Annotated in this window: 15 protein-coding genes and 2 pseudogenes; all 17 read left to right on the top strand. The window is 26.5% G+C overall.

The features are described 5' to 3' along the window. Positions 1–7 precede the first annotated feature (7 nt). The gene (locus ACOTVC_RS00695; RefSeq protein WP_421627404.1) at positions 8–964 is read left to right on the top strand and encodes a KpsF/GutQ family sugar-phosphate isomerase; all 957 of its coding nucleotides are present in this window, start codon (positions 8–10) and stop codon (positions 962–964) included. Next, positions 961–3,114, top strand: a complete 2,154-nt coding sequence (locus tag ACOTVC_RS00690; protein ID WP_421627402.1) for a capsular biosynthesis protein — start codon at positions 961–963, stop codon at positions 3,112–3,114. The genes ACOTVC_RS00695 and ACOTVC_RS00690 overlap by 4 nt, the downstream gene beginning before the upstream one ends. A 175-nt stretch (positions 3,115–3,289) precedes the next feature. Next, positions 3,290–3,809 (top strand): annotated as a pseudogene (locus ACOTVC_RS00685) (glycosyltransferase family 2 protein); the annotation flags it as partial. A 1,083-nt stretch (positions 3,810–4,892) separates the two neighbouring features. Beyond that, positions 4,893–6,152, top strand: a complete 1,260-nt coding sequence (locus ACOTVC_RS00680; protein WP_421627401.1) for a glycosyltransferase family 8 protein — start codon at positions 4,893–4,895, stop codon at positions 6,150–6,152. Beyond that, positions 6,142–6,658 (top strand): annotated as a pseudogene (locus tag ACOTVC_RS00675) (glycosyltransferase family 2 protein); the annotation flags it as partial. The gene ACOTVC_RS00680 and the pseudogene ACOTVC_RS00675, both read left to right, overlap by 11 nt. Before the next feature lie 1,009 nt (positions 6,659–7,667). Continuing rightward, entirely contained in the window at positions 7,668–9,665 is a 1,998-nt protein-coding gene (locus ACOTVC_RS00670; protein WP_421627399.1) for a 6-hydroxymethylpterin diphosphokinase MptE-like protein, read from the top strand. 13 nt (positions 9,666–9,678) lie between these two features. Further along, positions 9,679–10,356 carry a cytidylyltransferase domain-containing protein gene (locus ACOTVC_RS00665; RefSeq protein WP_421627397.1) on the top strand — a complete coding sequence of 226 codons (678 nt, stop codon included), beginning with the start codon at positions 9,679–9,681 and terminating at the stop codon, positions 10,354–10,356. Continuing rightward, positions 10,353–11,117 (top strand): HpcH/HpaI aldolase family protein, encoded by a 765-nt coding sequence (locus ACOTVC_RS00660; RefSeq protein WP_421627396.1) that lies wholly within the window; start codon positions 10,353–10,355, stop codon positions 11,115–11,117. Before ACOTVC_RS00665 ends, ACOTVC_RS00660 begins: the two co-directional genes overlap by 4 nt. After that, positions 11,114–12,067: a phosphoglycerate dehydrogenase gene (locus ACOTVC_RS00655; protein WP_421627394.1), complete on the top strand. Its 954-nt coding sequence runs from the start codon at positions 11,114–11,116 to the stop codon at positions 12,065–12,067. The genes ACOTVC_RS00660 and ACOTVC_RS00655 overlap by 4 nt, the downstream gene beginning before the upstream one ends. Continuing rightward, positions 12,060–12,935 carry an NAD-dependent epimerase/dehydratase family protein gene (locus tag ACOTVC_RS00650; protein WP_421627393.1) on the top strand — a complete coding sequence of 292 codons (876 nt, stop codon included), beginning with the start codon at positions 12,060–12,062 and terminating at the stop codon, positions 12,933–12,935. Before ACOTVC_RS00655 ends, ACOTVC_RS00650 begins: the two co-directional genes overlap by 8 nt. After that, positions 12,932–13,609, top strand: a complete 678-nt coding sequence (locus ACOTVC_RS00645; protein WP_421627392.1) for a cyclase family protein — start codon at positions 12,932–12,934, stop codon at positions 13,607–13,609. The genes ACOTVC_RS00650 and ACOTVC_RS00645 overlap by 4 nt, the downstream gene beginning before the upstream one ends. Continuing rightward, the gene (locus ACOTVC_RS00640) at positions 13,609–14,097 is read left to right on the top strand and encodes a YhcH/YjgK/YiaL family protein (RefSeq protein ID WP_421627390.1); all 489 of its coding nucleotides are present in this window, start codon (positions 13,609–13,611) and stop codon (positions 14,095–14,097) included. Before ACOTVC_RS00645 ends, ACOTVC_RS00640 begins: the two co-directional genes overlap by 1 nt. Beyond that, positions 14,094–14,672 carry an HAD family hydrolase gene (locus tag ACOTVC_RS00635; protein WP_421627388.1) on the top strand — a complete coding sequence of 193 codons (579 nt, stop codon included), beginning with the start codon at positions 14,094–14,096 and terminating at the stop codon, positions 14,670–14,672. Before ACOTVC_RS00640 ends, ACOTVC_RS00635 begins: the two co-directional genes overlap by 4 nt. Continuing rightward, positions 14,669–15,781, top strand: coding sequence for a hypothetical protein (locus ACOTVC_RS00630; protein WP_421627386.1), 1,113 nt, complete (start codon positions 14,669–14,671; stop codon positions 15,779–15,781). The genes ACOTVC_RS00635 and ACOTVC_RS00630 overlap by 4 nt, the downstream gene beginning before the upstream one ends. Position 15,782: 1 nt before the next feature. Further along, complete coding sequence (locus tag ACOTVC_RS00625; RefSeq protein ID WP_421627384.1) at positions 15,783–16,376, top strand: hypothetical protein; 594 nt, start codon at positions 15,783–15,785, stop codon at positions 16,374–16,376. Continuing rightward, positions 16,369–17,667, top strand: a complete 1,299-nt coding sequence (locus ACOTVC_RS00620) for an HAD-IA family hydrolase (RefSeq protein ID WP_421627382.1) — start codon at positions 16,369–16,371, stop codon at positions 17,665–17,667. Before ACOTVC_RS00625 ends, ACOTVC_RS00620 begins: the two co-directional genes overlap by 8 nt. Continuing rightward, positions 17,657–18,382 (top strand): class II aldolase/adducin family protein, encoded by a 726-nt coding sequence (locus ACOTVC_RS00615; RefSeq protein ID WP_421627380.1) that lies wholly within the window; start codon positions 17,657–17,659, stop codon positions 18,380–18,382. Before ACOTVC_RS00620 ends, ACOTVC_RS00615 begins: the two co-directional genes overlap by 11 nt. Position 18,383: the final 1 nt, after the last annotated feature.

Here is an 18,383-nt window from a genome sequence, read left to right as displayed (position 1 = left end):
AATTTAGATGAACCAAATAGATGCGATTAAAATAGCCAAAGAAGTTTTTGAGATAGAATCAAAAACAATTTTAGATTTATGCGATAATTTAGATGAAGATTTTAATAAAGCCATTGAGCTGATTTTATCTATTAAAGGTAGATGTGTAGTAAGTGGCATGGGTAAATCAGGTCATATAGGAGCTAAGATAGCTGCGACTTTGGCTAGTACAGGTACCCCGAGCTTTTTTATGCATCCAGGTGAAGCATTACATGGAGATCTTGGTATGCTTACAAGCGAGGATGTGCTTTTAGCTATTTCAAATTCAGGTGAAACTGAAGAGGTTTTAAAGCTCATACCAGTGATTAAAAAAAGAAAAATTCCTTTAATTGTCATGGCAGGAAATCAAAACTCTACTTTGGCCAAACAAGCAGATATTTTTATAAACATAGCAGTAAAAAAAGAAGCTTGCCCACTCCAGCTTGCTCCAACTTCATCTACTACAGCTACTTTAGCGATGGGCGATGCTATAGCGGTAGCTTTGATGAGGGCAAGGAATTTTAGACCTGATGATTTTGCTTTATTTCATCCAGGAGGAAGCTTGGGTAGAAAGCTTTTAACTAGAGTAGGTGATTTGATGGTGTCAAATAATTTACCTATAGTAAGTCCTGAGAGTGAATTTAATGAGCTAGTTGATGTGATGACTAGTGGTAAACTAGGACTTTGTATAGTACTTGAGAATGAAAAACTAGTTGGAATTATTACAGATGGTGATTTAAGAAGAGCATTAAGAGCAAATGATAAGCCAAGATTTGATTTTAAAGCTAAAGAAATCATGAGCGAGAGTCCAAAAACCATAGAAGCAAGTGCTATGGCAAGTGAAGCAGAAGAGCTTATGTTAAAACACAAAATCAAAGAAATAGTTGTTGTTCAAGATGAAAAAATAGTAGGTATCATACAACTTTATGCGATAGGAAATGTGTGAAGCTTTCTATTATCATACCTTTTGGTTTAAGTAAGGAAAGAATTTATATAAAAGATCGTGTTATTCAAAAAGCATGTGAGTTTAAAAGCGATGATAAAGTTAAATATATTTTTGTTGAAGGATATTCTTCTTTAGAAAATGATTTAAAGCGTGTTATTGAAGAAAATGGACATATTTACCTTAAAGATGAAAGCCAAAAAGATTTTTTCTCCCAAGGAAAGTGTCGCAATCTAGGTGCATCTTTTGCAAATTCAGACGTGGTGATGTTTTTAGATGTGGATTGTTATTTTTCTACAAGAACTCTTGAGTTAATTTTACAACTTATAGATATAAAAAATATTTCACAAAATATTAATGAGTTTTTAGTACTTCCTGTTGTTTATCTTAGTAAAGAGGGTAGTGAATTTATTTACACGCAAGAAAAAGATTTATGGGATGGTTTGATTAAAAATGATTTAATCAGTGGAAAAAGAGAGTGGATTAAGTATTTTTCTTTAAGCTCTAGTTCTTTAGTTTTAAATAAACATAAATTTCTATCTTTAGGTGGAAATAATGAAGCATTTATAGGTCATAGTTATGAAGATCATGATTTTTACGCAAGATTGTTATTTGAAACAACTTCTTTTGAAAAAATGCCAAAAAAGTTGTGTTATGATGAGGGAAGTTGGAATATAAAAGAATTTAAAGGCTTTAGAACTTGGTTTTCTTTGTTTGGTTATGAGGCGAGTTTTCATGGTGTTTATATGTATCATTTTTATCATGATGAGCCAAATCAAAATAACTACATGGGGAATAGATTTCAAAATCATAGAAAATTTTATAATAATTTAAAAAATTTAAAAGATTATAGTATACCACCACTTCAAGATAAGATAGCGATAAATAAAAATATTTTATTGCTATGTAATAATGATAAATTGATACTTAATTCAATAAAAGATGTGAGTGTTTATCTTGGTAAAATACAAAGCAAAAATGAAAATTTTTTCTTCAATGAAGACGAATTTAGTAGCAATAAATTTTTAAACTTCATTCAAGAAAATCATATTGAATGTGTATTATTTCCAAACCCATATGGCAATGAAAAGAGGCTAATTATTTATGAATTTGTGAAAAATAACAATCTTAAATTTATTTGTTATGATAGAGGTGCTTTGCCAGATAGTTGGTTTTTTGACACCAAAGGATTCAATTATGATTCTTCTACTTATAAAGAAGAAAATTGGAATAAAAACTTAACCATAGAAGAAATTAACGAATGCAAAGAATATACAAATAAAGTCTTAAATGAAGATAATTTTTTAGAAAAACAAGGAAAAAGAAATCCTGAAAAATTAAAAAGCAAATTAAATATAAAAGATAAGAAAATAGTTTTTGTTCCTTTGCAGGTTGAAAATGATACGGTGGTAAAATATTTTACTTATGCACCTTTTGAATATAATAACTTTTTAGAGATTATTAACGAAATGGCAAAACAACTAGAACATAGTCATGTTTTTTTAATCAAAAAACATCCTTTAACATGCAAAATAAATAAAACGAGTTATGACTCACTGATTTTCACAGAAGATGATGTAAATATTATTGATTTGCTTGATATGTGTGATGTGATATTGACTTTAAATTCTGGTGTGGGAGTTTATGCTATGATGATGAATAAACCTTGTATTAATTGTGCATTTGCTTTTTATGCTATTAATGGAGTTAATTATCAAGCGTTAAATAAAGATGAGTTATTAAAGTATTTGAAAAGTGATTTGAGTGTTGATTATGAAAAGGTTATAAGGTTTATATATTATCTTAAAAACAATGTGTATAGTTTTGGAAAATCTAAGTATAAAGTAGTTCAAAAAAACAACAGAATTTATTCTAAAGTATATGAAACGAAATATTATTGCATTAATATAGATTTAAAGAATTATTTAAATGTCAAAAATATAAATAAAATTCATTATAGTCTAAAGTCCTTAATTTATAAACCATATATTAGTGAAATTAATCATACAGGTATCATGGTAAAAGCATTTAATTTGATTTTCCCAGATTTCATAAAATTAAGAATTATGCATACTAGGTTTTATAAGCTTTTTAGAAAGTTAGTGTATAATCCAAGAAAATTTTTTATTGATTATATAAAAAAATACAGATAGTTTAGGATTTTAAATATATTTATGATGTTTTTGTTTAAGAAATAAGATAAAATATTTTTAATGTTTTTTGTAAAAGACTATAAAAATGTTTAGAATTAGTGGATCTGTATTTATTAAATAGGTTTAAGACTATAATTTGGAAAAACACTTTATTAGAAGAGATAATGGATTTTATATGAAAAAAGTAGGCGTAGTAATCCCCATATACAATGTAGAAAAATATCTAAAAGAATGTTTAGATAGTGTAATCAATCAAACTTATACTAATTTAGAAATCATACTTGTAAATGATGGTAGCACAGATGAAAACTCACTCAATATTGCAAAAGAATATACCCTAAAAGATAAAAGAATCACTCTTTTTGATAAAAAAAATGGTGGTTTAAGCAGTGCAAGAAATGTAGGTATAGAATATTTTAGTGGAGAATATAAACTCAAAAACAAAACTCAAACTTTAAAAGAAAATTCTTTAATAGAATTTAATATAGAAGGTAATAATCCTTATGAAATATATACTGTATATAAAAGCTATAAAGCTTTTAGTAATGAACAATATTTAACTAACTTTACTTATCCTAGTATAGATTATATTATCTTTTTAGATTCTGATGATTATTGGGAATTAAACTGCATAGAAGAATGTGTACCTAGAATGGATGGGGTAGAAGTGCTTTGGTTTGATCATTATTTTTATTATGATAATGTAGAGCAATTAAAACCACGTTCAACTATTATTGAAAGTCATAAATATTATTTGAGTTGTAAAGTTGAATCAAAGGATTTCTTTGAAAGAATGATTGAGTTAAATCGAGATACTTTTTGGTTTTCTGTTATGGGCATGATTGATTTTAAGTATTTGAAATCAATCAAACTTAAATTTTTAGATGGTGTTATTCACGAAGACCATCACTTTGGGAAATTACTTTTTTTTCAATCAAATTTTATTTATATTCTGACACAAAAATTATATTTTTATCGTATAAGACAAAATAGCATTATGGATTATGATCTTAGTGGTTTGTATATACCAGAATATGATAGATTTACGTATGAAATTTTTGATAGGAATTATTTTTTATATAGAAAATACTTGACACTTTCCAGTAAAGCTTTAACCGCATTAATGGTATTTAAATTTATTCATGAAAATGAACATTTGAATGGTGTGATGTTATTAAAGAAAGTTTTTTGGTTAAAATTAAAAAATTGGAGAAACAGTTTAGTTGATTTTGATGATAAATATTTAAACAAAGCAATATCTTTGACAATAAAAAAATTTTATATAATGTCTAGTAATTCAGCTATTAATCTAGAATTAATGATAGATTTTGCTTCTGATATTGCACATATAAAGAATAATGAAACCAACTTAGTATTATTTTATAGCAAATATGGAACAGCAAAATTAAGAGTTCAGAACCATCTTTCTTATAAATTAGGAAAAGTTTTAATCACAAACTACAAGAATATATTTGGAGTGTTGATGTTGCCAATCTATTTGTTATCGATTATAATTGCGGATTGGCAAGAAAAGAGAATATATCATGATAATTTAAAAAAAGATCCATTGTTGGCTTTACCTAGTTTGAAAAAATATCCTGATTATCAAGAGGCTATTAAGATTCAAAATCATTTTTCTTATAAATTGGGACAAATATTAATTGAAAATTATAAAATATGGTATAAGGGTGGTATTTTTAAATTGCCATTTAGTATTAGGAAAATTTATAAAAGTAGAAAAAATAAATGAAATAAATATTTTAGGAAAGGTTAAATTTATGAAAAATAAAATTACAATATGTTTTGCTATCAATAATGAGTTTTTTTTATATTTACTTGTTACTATACAATCTATATTAAACAATATCAATACTAAATATTTTTACGAAATTGTCATTTTTTATACAGATCTTAATATTTCGTATAAACGATATTTGAATGGATTAAAAAATTTAGAGCATTGTTCTTTTAGAGCTATAGATCTTAATGAACATTTTAAAGATATAGACAGTTCTATTTTTCATGAAGGAGAACGTGTAACAAAAGAAACTTATTATAGATTTTTTATTCCAAAAATTTTAAATGAGTGTGATAAAGTTTTGTATTTAGATGCTGATATTTTAGTATTGAGTGATATTTCTTATTTGTTTGAACAAGAATTATCTGAACAGGAATTAGCTATTGCATGTCCAGATGTTGCTTTTTTGGTAGATTCTAATATTAGGGTTTCTTTTAACGAAAAACAAATGTCAAGTAGCGAATATTTTACCAACCATCTTCATATGAAAAATACAAAAAATTACTTTAACGCAGGTGTTATCCTTTTTGATATAAAGAAATGCTTGAAATTTAATTTGGAGGAAAAATTATTGAAAAAATTGAAAGATTTAAAACATCCTCTTTGGCGTGATCAGGATATACTTAATAGTGTCTTAGAGGGGAGGGTTAAATTAATAAATTTTTCTTGGAATTACCAACAAAATATAAGTCCGAATTTATCAAGATTACCTTCGAAGTATATATGTTCGGATGAAAACATTAAAATATGGCATTTTAATGGGGGACGAAAGCCTTGGGATAACATAGATGCTGAAAAAGCAGAAATATGGTGGAGTTTCGCTAAGCAAACTACATTCTACGAAAAATTATTGCTAGAACTTTTTTTCAAATATAATAAGAGGGCAAATGCAAGTGTGTTTATTCAAAAAGGTGCTGTAGAGAGAGTTAAGAATCATCTTTCTTATAAAATAGGCAAGACTATAATAGATGCAAAAAATCCAATTAAATTTCTTTTTTTACCTCTTTCGATTGCATTTTTATGTATATCTCATATAGCGCAAAGAAAATTTTATAATTTTCTAATAAAATTAAACCCATCTTTTAAGATGGTACCTTTGGAAAAATATGTAGATTATAAGGATGTTGCATATGTTAAAAAACATTTATCTTATATGATGGGTAAAGCTTTTGTTGATAACCCTTTAACTTTTGTATTTAAGATAAGAAAAATTTATAGGCAATGGAAAGATGAAAAATAATACTAAGACTGTAGGCGTAGTAATCCCCATATACAATGTAGAAAAATATCTAAAAGAATGTTTAGATAGTGTAATCAATCAAACTTATACTAATTTAGAAATCATACTTGTAAATGATGGTAGCACAGATGAAAACTCACTCAATATTGCAAAAGAATATACCCTAAAAGATAAAAGAATCACTCTTTTTGATAAAAAAAATGGTGGTTTAAGCAGTGCAAGAAATGTAGGTATAGAATATTTTAGTGGAGAATATAAACTCAAAAACAAAACTCAAACTTTAAAAGAAAATTCTTTAATAGAATTTAATATAGAAGGTAATAATCCTTATGAAATATATACTGTATATAAAAGCTATAAAGCTTTTAGTAATGAACAATATTTAACTAACTTTACTTATCCTAGTATAGATTATATTATCTTTTTAGATTCTGATGATTATTGGGAATTAAACTGCATAGAAGAATGTGTACCTAGAATGGATGGGGTAGAAGTGCTTTGGTTTAATAGAAAACGTTTTTATGACGGAGTGGAAGAACCAAAAATAATACCTAAATTTCTTATTGAATTATATGGATTTCAAAAAGAAGGCGTTGTGAGTAGAGAAAAATGGTTAGAAAAATCTTTAGAATTAAATATTATGAAATTTTGGTTTTCTGTTATGGGCATGATTGATTTTAAGTACTTGAAATCAATCAAACTTAAATTTTTAGATGGCGTTGTATATGAAGATCAATCATTTGGTGTTTTGCTGTTTTTGCAGTTAAAAAATATTTTTATTTTTCCTGCTAAAATGTACAATTATAGAATACGAGCTAATAGTATTATGAATCACGATAAAAAAATAAAAAAAGAAAATTTTAATTCACATATGATCGGCATTTATAAAAAATTTTCCAATGATAATATACAAGCAAAAAAATATATTATAGCTTATAGTTGGTGCGCAATGGCTTTGCAGCTTTTGAATTTTATGCATGAAGAGAAAATACAAAAAATTGAAAATTTTTTTTTAAAAAAAATGATAAATAACTATTTTCTATTTTCAATTATGTTTAAAAAAAATATATATAAAGATCCTAGCAATATTGATTTTTTAATTCATTCGAAAATAAACGATTTGATTGCTTTTATGAATCCTAGTCACAAAGAATTTTTTTTAAAAGAAGTTGAAGAAAAAAAAAGATTTTTTTCATATCAATTGGGTAATAAAATACTTAATAGTCGTGGTTTAATTAATATTATTTTACTGCCTTATAGTGTGTTTGAGATAATGATAAATTATAAAATCAAAAAACAGATAAAAATATCACCAAAAGAAAAGAGAGAATTTGGAAATGAAAATTCTGATATGTATTTATATTTAGAATACTTAGCTGAATTAAAGGTTAAGAATTATCTTTCCTATAAATTGGGACAAGTATTGATTAAAAATTGTAAAATATGGTATAAAGGTGGTATTTTTAAATTACCATATGATATTTATAAAATTTATAAAACACATGAAGGATAGTAATGCAAAGAGAGTATTTAGCTTCTATAATTTTTAATGTAAAAGCTGAGAATAAAGTCAAAATAGATAATTTTTTGTTTATATTAAATAGTTTGCTTAAAAAATATGGCAAGTTATTTGAAATTATCATTTTGGAACAAGATGTTAACACATTTTTAAAAGATGAGTTGCAGAAATACTGTAAAGAGAATAACAATGTGAGATATTATTTTCTTTATAATCCTTATGAATTTAATCTTAATTGGGGAAAAAATGTAGCAGCAAGACATTTTTCAAATGCAAAAACTATTGTTTTCTATGATTTTGATTTTATTGTAGAAGATAATTTTATAGAAGAAGTTTATTTATGTGATCAAAAAAAATATAAAGTTATTTCTCCATGTGGATATATACACTATTTAAATAAAGCTGATTCGGATAATTTTAAAAAACGATTGGATCTTAAAAATATACCATTGGAAAATCCTCATCCTATAAAATTTATTATGGATGGTTTGTGCATATTTAATAAGAAATTCTTTTTGGAGATTAATGGTTTTAATCAGCATATGCCTTTTGAAATTGAAAATAAAATATTAAATTTAATGCTCAAAAGAATTTGTAAAGAAAATGAGATTAGAATTTCTAATGAGACATACACTTGCTTATGGAGTCCCAATGATGATAAACAGTTAAATAATTTCGGATTTACATTCTTAAAAGAAAAATATGGAGAAAGCTATTTTGAGGGTAGAAAAATTTTCAATAATATTTGTTCAAGCAATGATAAATTTGATATAAAACAAATTGAAAAATATAATTTATTAAAAAAACATTTCTTTGGAGATGCTGATCTGTATCGTTTTGAAAAAAGAAATCTATGGCAAGAATTTTGCCAAGCTCAATCAAAAATCAATGAATTCCATTATAAAAATTTAGAATATGGAGAAGCACTATTTCAAATTACTTTTAACGATATTTATAAAATAAATAATTTTAGAAATATATTTAGGAGAAAAAAAAGATGTTTTATAGTTGGTAATGGTCCTTCTTTAAATAAACATGATTTATCATTATTGAAAGATGAGATTACTTTCGGATTTAACTCTATTTTCTATAAAAAAGATGAATTTAGGCCAAATTTTTATATTGTAGAAGATAATTTGGTAATGAAAGAAAGGTTAAAAGAAATAGAAGATTATGAAGTTCAATATAAGTTTTTTCCCATAAATTACAAAGAATTACTAAAGCCTTCTCCAAATCAATTTTTTTTCAAAATGAATTTAGGTTTTTATCAAGGAACTTCTAGATATTTCCGTATTCCAAGGTTTTCTTTGGATGCAACCGAAGAATTATTTTGCGGACAAAGTGTAACTTACATTGCATTGCAATTGGCTTATTTTATGGGTTTTGAAGAAGTGTATTTAATTGGTATGGATTTTCACTATGTTATACCAGAATCACACAAGCGAATTGGTAGTACTTTGATATCTAATACGGATGATCCAAATCATTTTCATAAGGATTATTTTGGAAAAGGTAAAAGTTGGCACGATCCTAAGCTTCATGAAGTTGCAAAAAATTATAAAATGGCAAAGCTAATTTATGAAAGTTCAGGGAGAAAAATTTACAATGCTACTATCGGTGGAAAGTTGGAAATTTTCGATAGAATAGACTATTATTCTATATTTGAAAAACCAAATGTATCAAATATTGGTGCTGTTGACCAAGTAAAAAATCATTTAAGTTATAAAGTTGGGAAAACTATTGTTCACGATACTAAGAAGATAAGTGATGTGGTAAATATTCCTTTTAGATTATTTAGTATTATTAGAAATCATAAAAAAGAAAAAAATAAAAATTGTAAAAATTTAAGGAAATATAGTGACTATTCTGAAGCCCTAAAGGTGCAACAGTATTTTTCTTATAAGCTAGGGAAGTGTATAGTTTCTAATTATAAAAATCCGTTTTTATTGTATAAATTAATAAAAATTATCATAGAACACAAAAAAAGAAAATAGGAATTAAGAAGAAATGAAGGTAAATGCGCTATTGCCGATGAAAGGGAATTCAGAAAGAGTAAAAAATAAGAATATGAAAGATTTTAATGGATTTCCATTGTATCATGCTATAATGAAAGTTTTGTTAGAGTCTTCTTGTATAGATAAAATATTTATAAATACAGATAGCGATATTATAGCATCTGATGTTAATAAAAATTTTGATTGTGACAGAGTTGTTATTATTAAAAGGCCTAAAGAAATTCAAGGTGATTTTGTATCTATGAATGACATCATCGCTTATGACTTAACCCAATGTAATGGAGAGTATTTTTTACAAACACACAGCACAAATCCTTTGTTAAAAACATCTACCATTGATTTGGCCATTAAAAAGTTTTTTGATGGCTTGGATTTGTATGATAGTTTATTTAGTGTTACAAAAGTACAGACTAGATTTTATGATAAGAATGCAAAGGCTATAAATCACGATCCAAATGAGCTTTTAAGAACCCAGGATTTAGAACCCATGTACGAAGAAAATTCTAACTTTTACATTTTTTCTAAAGAATCTTTTAATTTGGCTGGTAAAAAAAGAATTGGTTTGAGACCGCAGATATTTTCTATGAATAAGCTTGAGGCTGTGGATATAGACAATCCTGAAGATTTTATCCTAGCAGAATTGTTATATAAAAATAGGGATATAATATGAATTTAAAAGAAAAGTTGCAAAATAATAAACTAACTATAGGTAGCTGGATAAGTATAGGGCATCCTTGTGTAGTTGAAATTATGTCAAATGCGGGCTTTGAATGGCTTGTAATAGATTTTGAACATACATCGATGAATTATGAAACAGTGCAAAATTTGATAACTACCATTCAATCTAAAAAGATTAAAGCATTGGTTAGAGTATGTAAAAACGAAGAGGTAATTATTAAGAAAGTTTTAGATATGGGTGCTGATGGTATTATAGTTCCTATGATTAAAAATAAAGCAGATGCCATCAAAGCAGTTGAATTTGCAAAGTATCCTCCAGTGGGTAAAAGAGGAGTGGGTTTATTTAGAGCTCAAAACTATGGATTAAAATTTGAAGAATATAAACAATGGGTTGATAAAAATCTTATTATTATTGCTCAGATAGAGCATTATGAAGCTGTTGAAAATATAGAAGATATAGTAAATACAGATGGAATTGATGGAGTTATTATAGGACCATATGACTTATCTGGTAGTTTAGGTTTTCCAGGGGAGTATCATAGGGTAGAAGTGAAGGAGGCTATTGCTAAAGTTTTGAAATGCTGTAAAAGATACAATATTCCCTCGGGTTTTCATGTAATAGAAACTGATCCAAAAAAACTTCAGGAAAAAATCAACGAAGGCTGTACTTTTTTAGCTTACAGTATAGATTTTTTATTTTTGAGTGATAATGCAACAAAGGGAATGGAAATTATCAAAAAGGATATAAAATGAAAGTGTTTGTTTCAACACATCCATTTGGAGAAACATCTGAAAATCCATTGAAGTTGTTAAGTGAAAATGGGTTTAGTGTGAGATTAAACAACCATGGAAGGAAAATATCTTCACAAGAATTAGCTGAAGACATTAAAGATGCTGAAATCTTGATAGCTGGAACTGAAAAAATTACAGAAGAAGTTTTGCAAAATGCTCCGAATTTAAAACTTATATCAAGAGTTGGTATAGGTTTGGACGGTATAGATTTTGAATTATGTCGCAAATATAACATAAAGGTTGTTTATACGCCAGATGCTCCTACTATGGCTGTAGCTGAATTATGTGTAGGTTTGATACTTGATCTATCAAGAAAAATTAGTTTTACAGATGTAAATTTAAAACAGGGTATTTGGAATAGACATATGGGTATGTTACTTTACGGCAAAACGATTGGTATTATTGGTATGGGGAGAATAGGAAAAAGCTTGATTAAGCTTTTATCTTCTTTCAATGTTTCTTTTAAGGTGTGTGAGCCAAATCCAGATTTTGCTTTTTTAAAGATGTATAATATAAAATTAGTAGATAAAGAAAAACTATTAAGAGAGTCTGATGTTGTATCTTTAAATTTACCATTAAAAAAAGATACTATAGATTATCTAACACTTGATGATTTGGAAAAAATGAAGAAATCGGCTATTTTAATCAACACTGCAAGAGGTGGTATAGTAAATGAACAAGATTTATTTATAGCTCTAAGAGACAAAATAATTGCTGGTGCAGCTGTGGATGTTTTTGAAGAAGAACCATATAAAGGTAAATTAAGAGAGCTTGATAATGTTGTTTTAACTTGTCATATGGGTGCTAGTACTATAGAAAGTAGAACAGATATGGAGACGCAAGCTGTAGAAGAAGCAATAAGATATAAAAACAACATTTCTTTAAAAAATGAGGTTTTTGAAAATGAATAAAAAGGTATTGGTTTTTGGAGGAGGAGGTTTTATAGGTAGCTATGTTGTAGAGGAGTTGTTGACCAATAATTACAATGTGTTATATGCTGATTTAAATCCATGCGATAATATTCCAATGCGGTATTTTATAAAATGTGATATTATGCAAAAAAAAGAAGTTGAGTTTTTATGTCAGGATGTGGATATAGTATTCAATTTTGCAGGTTTTGCTAATTTAGATGATGCCATAGCAAATCCTTTGAAAACTTTAGAATTAAATGTTATAGGAAATATGCATATTTTAGAAGGATGCAAAATACATAAAATAAAAAGATATATTTATGCAAGTAGTGCTTATGCTATGAGCGATAAAGGGTCTTTTTATGGTATTAGTAAATTAACTTCTGAAAAAATTATCGAAGAATATTATAAAAAATTCGGGTTAAAATTTACCATTATTCGTTATGGCTCGGTATATGGAGAAAAAGAATATTATAATAATTATATTTATAATTTAGTTAAAGAAGCAATGCTTAATGGAAAGATTTCTCATAGTGGCGATGGTGCAGAAATTAGAGAATATATTCATGCTTATGATGTTGCAAAATTGGCTTTACAAGTTATAGAGAATAGTGAATTTGAAAATGAGCATTTGATTTTAACTGGCACAGAAAGAATGCAAAGAAAAGAATTATTTGAAATGATAAATGAAATGCTTGGAGGTAAAATAGAGATTTTGCTCAAGGCTTCAGGTTATCATAACCACTATAAAACAACTCCATATTCTTTTCATCCAACTAGAAGTAAAAAATTAGTAGCAAATCCTCATATTGATATGGGACAAGGCATATTAGAGTGTATGAGAATTATCGAAAAGAAATATTTATGAGGACTAATAATTATATATATTTATCTTATTGTTTAAATGAAACAACTCCAACTTATGGCAATAGTGATAAAGTGAATTTAATAAAAAAAAGCTCTATAGAGCATAATGATATTGCAAACCATACCATAATAACAACAAGTGTTCATAATGGAACGCACATTGATATGCCTTTGCATTTTTTTTCTAATGGACAAAGTATAAACGATTTTTGCTGTAGTGATTTCATTTTTAATCATGTTTTATTCGTCGAAATTAATTCAAGTGATACTATAATTAATCAAAATTTAATTCAAGAGTTATCAAAAGCAGAAGATAAAATGGGTATTGAGGCTATTATTGTAAAAACAGGAATTGGTTCCAAAAGAAATGGCGAAGTATATTGGAAAGAAAATTTTGGTTTTCATCCTGACATAGCTGATTATATTAGAGAATTTTTTCCTAATGTTAGATTGTTTGGTTTTGATAGTATTTCTGTTTCTAGTTTTACAAATAGAGAATTGGGTAGAATTGCGCATAGAAAATTTCTAGATCCAAAAAAACCAATTTTACTTTTAGAAGATATGAATTTAAATGAAATATACAAAGAGGATAATGTAAAAAAACTTATAGTCGCACCATTAAGAATTGAAAATTCTGATGGATTGCCTTGTACAGTTATAGCAGAGGTATTGTAATGGCTATTTTTTGTAAACTAAGAGATATTGGTAGATATAATATAAAAGATCTAAATTTGATTCTTAGTTATTTGTCTAGTTGTGCTAATCCAAATAGTAAAGAATTCCAGAGATTACATGCGTATAATATAGGAGCATTTGAAAAAATTGAACTTGCTAAAGATATTTTTGCTCTAGAACAAACTTATTTTGCTAAAAATAAAAATCAAGCTTTTTTTGAATCTCATAAAGATCATATAGATATTCAGCTTATTGTAAGCGGTAAAGAAAAGATTGAATTTGGTGATAAAGAATTGTTTGAAATTGAAAAAGAATATGATGAATCCAAGGATTTAATTATATATAAAAAACCTAAATTTTTAACTTCTAGTTTGATTTTAAATGAAAATGATATTGCTATTTTTTATCCTGAAGATGTACATATGCCAGGTTTAAGTATAGAAGATGATTCTTATATAATAAAAACTGTGATAAAGCGTAAGATATGATAAATATAGAAGATATAAAAAATATTATTTTTGATTTTGATGGGGTTATACTTGATTCTGTGGAATTAAAAACACAAGCTTTTGCTGAACTTTTTCAAGAATTTCCTAAAGATAAAGTGCAAGAATTGTTAAAATTCCACTTGCAAAATGGCGGCATCTCCAGATATTATAAAATTCAGTATTTTTTTGAAAATATCATTCATAGAGAAATTTCAGATGGTGAAATTTCAAAATATGCAAAAAAATATTCCAAGCTTACAAAAGAGAAATTATGTAATTTTAAGTATATTATAAAAGAAACTTTTGATTTTATTAAAAAAAATCAAATGCGTTATAATATGCATATAGCTTCAGGTGCAGATGAGCAAGATTTACTTGAGATTTGTGATAAATTAAAACTATCGCAATTTTTTTTAAGTATTCATGGTTCTCCTGTAAAAAAAGATATTTTAGTAAAAAATATACTTATAAATAATAATTATAAAAATAAAGAAACAATTTTGATTGGGGATAGTGTTAATGATTTTGAAGCTGCATTAAAAAATAAAATTTATTTTTATGGAGTATTATCATGAAAAAGTTGGCAATACATTTGTTTGGTCATTTAAGAACATACGAGATGACATGTAAAAGTTTTTATGACAATATTGTAAACCCCAATATTAAAGATGGGTGGAAAATTGATATTTTTATTCATACATGGGATACTCTAAGTTCTTCGGTTGGGAGTTGGCATAGAGGTCGACATGATTTTGATGAAAGAAAATTAACAAAAATAGATATTGACAAACTCTATCAAATATACCATCCAAAAAAAATAAGCATTGAGACATTAGAGAAGGAATATGGCTTGCATACAACTGTCAGGCGTGTAAATGAGCTTCGAAAAGAATACGAAAAGCAAAATAATATTAACTATGATTATGTACTTTTTACTAGACCGGATATTATTTTTTTTAAAGAATTTAGATTGTCTTATTATTTAGATTTATATTCGCAAAGTCCGCTGAAAAATATTGGACTGCCAGAGAAATTTATTATGTGTGCTTCTAGAATTTTAGAGAACTTTCCATTATATGATCCAAGATGGACTCCAGCAAATGATATTTTGTGGTTTACAAAAGTAAGTAATTTTTGTGTACCAAACGCTGAAGATAAAGATAAAATAAAGATTTATTTGAAGTATCGTATCGGTATAGAATGTGACATTAAAAGACCTGTTGGTTATGAATGTAGTCGAGAAAAAGATCATATTATAAATTTTAAAATAACTCAACTCAATCAAGCTCAATCTAAATTATTATTCCAAACCAAATACGGCTCAGCCAAAGCTCGTATTCAAAACCAACTTTCTTATAAATTAGGTCAAGCTATGATAGTAAATTCTAAATCTATACTAGGTTATATAAGAATGCCTTTTGTATTATCTTATATAAAAGACAAACACGATCAAGAGCAAAAAATCTATCAAGAAAAAATAAAAAAAGATCCATCATTAGCATTACCTCCATTAGAAGATTATTCTGATTATCAAGAAGCCTTAAAAGAAAAAGAATGTTTAACTTACAAACTTGGTCAAGCTCTTATACAAGCTAATAAAACATGGTATGGGGGAGGGTATATTAAATTATGGTTTGAAGCTAGGAAGTTGAAAAGGGAATTTTATACAAAAAAAAGGATATAGGATGATATTTTTACATCGCCAAAATAATTTAGAGTTTCCTATTGAAAATTATGGCATAGAAATTGACTTGAGATATAATGAAAAATTAATATTAAATCATGATCTATTAGAAAAAAATTCTCTATATCCTTTTTTTAAAGAAAAAATTCAATTTATGAAAAATATCCCTATTATTTGTAATGTAAAAGAATCAGGACTAGAAGAAAAAATTATAGAATTACTCGGTGATAATTTTGAGTATTATTTTTTAGACTCTCAAATTCCAGATATTTTAAGATTATCAAAAAATGGATATCAAGGTAAATTTATCATTAGAATTTCAGATGTTGAATCTTATAATAAAAAGCTTATGGATATTAGCAAGCCTAAATATGCATGGGTAGATTACTCACAATTTTCTAGTTTTGATATTAAAGATTATAAAGAATTTATTTACAGTATCAAGCCAAAATTAGGACAAGTTGAACCTATATTGGTTTCTCCTGAGTTATACGATCTATCATATATGAAACTTATAAAACCTATTCAAAGTATTCTACCAAAAGGATTTTCTGTGTGTACTAAAAAGCCTGATTTATGGAGTATGTATGTTTAATTTAAGAAAAATAGCTGAAAAATATAAACTTATTATGGTTGATATTGATAATACTTTATTTAATTACACATTTGCACATAAAAATGCCTTAGAAGCTACAATGAAACAATATAATTTTACATTAGAAGATTATGATCTAGCAAAAAAGATGATTGCAAAAAGAGGGTTATCTGCAAATCATCATAAAAAAGAATTGTATTTTAAAATTATTTGTGAAAATAAAAATATTCATTTTTCAAAAGCTAGTGAAATGTTTGAGTTGTACGTTTCTATTTTTACAAGAAATTTAAAAGTAGATAAAACAATGTTTGAATTTTTATGTTTTGTTAAAAGTCTTAATAAAAAAGTAATAGCTATAACAAACTTTTATTTTATTGAGCAAATCCATAAACTAAATTGTGCAAATTTGACAAATATGATTGATTATTTGGTATGCTCTGAAGAATTTGAGCTTGAAAAACCAAATAAAGCGCTTGTTAATAGAGCTTTAGAGCTTTATGGGAAATGTATTGATGAAGAAGAAATTGTAATGATCGGAGATTCTATCGCTGATAATTTTCTAGGGGGGGGGTATAGGATAAATTATTATCCATATAATTGTTCAAAACTTCTGATCTCAATTTCTGGAAAAAGTGGAAGTGGAAAGACTACTTTGAGTAATGCTATTGATGAGATATATACAAGTTTTATTATTAGTACAGATGGTTATCATAAATATGAAAGGCACTCTAAGATGTGGGAGAGGGTGACACACTATAATCCTGAAGCGAATAATCTCATCCAGTTAGCTATGGATATAAAGCATATCTATCAAGACATAGGGAGTAAACTATGTATACCATTATATGATCACAAAAATGGAGTGATTGTTAAATCCAATGAGATTGAGATTAAAGATTTAGATATTGTGATTATAGAGGGTTTGCACACTTTATATCAAGAGGTTATAGGAGATTTTGTAAAAATCAAAATATATATTGATTCAGATGAAGCAGATAAACAGAAGATAAATAGAGATAGCAAAGAAAGAAATTATAATCATTCTAAGATTATAGATACTATACAAAAACGAGAGGAAGATTATAAAAAATATCTTGAAAAACAAAAAGACAATGCAAATTTTCTAATTATAGTTAGAGATGGTATTTTTAAAATACGTTTAAGGGATATATTGTTAAATGATTACTTGCAAAAAGAATATACTGGTAGATATGAAGATTTGATTCAAACCGTAAAAGATATTTTTGATCTGATTTTGAAAAATAGATGGATAGTGGAAAATGATGCATAGTAATGAAAAGCTTAATGGATGTATTAAAGACTATCAAGTGTTGTGTAAAATCTTTGGCAATATTTTAGATGCTCCATCAAAAGGTGGAAATATTTCTATAAAGAATGATGAATATTTCATCATTAAGGCTTCAGGTGGGGATTTAAAAAAAGAGCATAAAATTTCTATTTTTAAAAATAATATCAATTCTTTTTCTTATTACAAAGATTATTCTGTAGATATTGTGAAGCCATCTATGGAAATCAAAATGCATATGGTGTTTAAAAATAAATATGTAGCACATTATCATCCTGTTTATATTTTACCTTATTTGTGTGCTAGGGAATATAAATTTGAAAATTATGAAACTATTGATTTTGCCTTGCCTGGAAATGATTTGTATGAAGCATTAAGAAAAAATTATTCTTATCAAGAAAAAGGTATAATATTGCTACGAAATCATGGTGTTGTTGTTTACGCAGAGCAAATTCAAGATATAATAGAATTATACAATCAATTAAAAAGTGAATTTTTTGAACAAAATGATTTTGTATATACTCCAGATGATGCGGTTGATAAGACCAATGAGGAGCTATGGTTATTTAGAAATGTAATGGAGAATATTGCTATTAAAAAACAAATTAATCTACACCCATTAAAAGTGAGTGAAATTGATAAATTGTTAAATTTGCCTGATGAGCAATATAGAAAAAGAATTATGGAAAGTGAGAATTAGA

This window comes from Campylobacter sp. GB48 (assembly GCF_049221845.1).
Lineage (GTDB): Bacteria > Campylobacterota > Campylobacteria > Campylobacterales > Campylobacteraceae > Campylobacter_D > Campylobacter_D lari_C.
The sequence above is the reverse complement of the archived record's forward strand: the minus strand, read 5'-3'. Positions and strand labels throughout refer to the sequence as shown.

Excerpts from the sequence above, each read along its gene's own strand:
- ACOTVC_RS00680 (WP_421627401.1), top strand. The coding sequence starts at position 4,893 with ATGAAAAATAAAATTACAATATGTTTTGCTATCAATAATGAGTTTTTT.
- ACOTVC_RS00695 (WP_421627404.1), top strand. The coding sequence starts at position 8 with ATGAACCAAATAGATGCGATTAAAATAGCCAAAGAAGTTTTTGAGATA.
- ACOTVC_RS00615 (WP_421627380.1), top strand. The coding sequence starts at position 17,657 with ATGATGCATAGTAATGAAAAGCTTAATGGATGTATTAAAGACTATCAA.
- ACOTVC_RS00620 (WP_421627382.1), top strand. The coding sequence starts at position 16,369 with ATGTTTAATTTAAGAAAAATAGCTGAAAAATATAAACTTATTATGGTT.
- ACOTVC_RS00630 (WP_421627386.1), top strand. The coding sequence starts at position 14,669 with ATGAAAAAGTTGGCAATACATTTGTTTGGTCATTTAAGAACATACGAG.
- ACOTVC_RS00645 (WP_421627392.1), top strand. The coding sequence starts at position 12,932 with ATGAGGACTAATAATTATATATATTTATCTTATTGTTTAAATGAAACA.
- ACOTVC_RS00665 (WP_421627397.1), top strand. The coding sequence starts at position 9,679 with ATGAAGGTAAATGCGCTATTGCCGATGAAAGGGAATTCAGAAAGAGTA.
- ACOTVC_RS00655 (WP_421627394.1), top strand. The coding sequence starts at position 11,114 with ATGAAAGTGTTTGTTTCAACACATCCATTTGGAGAAACATCTGAAAAT.
- ACOTVC_RS00640 (WP_421627390.1), top strand. The coding sequence starts at position 13,609 with ATGGCTATTTTTTGTAAACTAAGAGATATTGGTAGATATAATATAAAA.
- ACOTVC_RS00670 (WP_421627399.1), top strand. The coding sequence starts at position 7,668 with ATGCAAAGAGAGTATTTAGCTTCTATAATTTTTAATGTAAAAGCTGAG.
- ACOTVC_RS00625 (WP_421627384.1), top strand. The coding sequence starts at position 15,783 with ATGATATTTTTACATCGCCAAAATAATTTAGAGTTTCCTATTGAAAAT.
- ACOTVC_RS00635 (WP_421627388.1), top strand. The coding sequence starts at position 14,094 with ATGATAAATATAGAAGATATAAAAAATATTATTTTTGATTTTGATGGG.
- ACOTVC_RS00660 (WP_421627396.1), top strand. The coding sequence starts at position 10,353 with ATGAATTTAAAAGAAAAGTTGCAAAATAATAAACTAACTATAGGTAGC.
- ACOTVC_RS00650 (WP_421627393.1), top strand. The coding sequence starts at position 12,060 with ATGAATAAAAAGGTATTGGTTTTTGGAGGAGGAGGTTTTATAGGTAGC.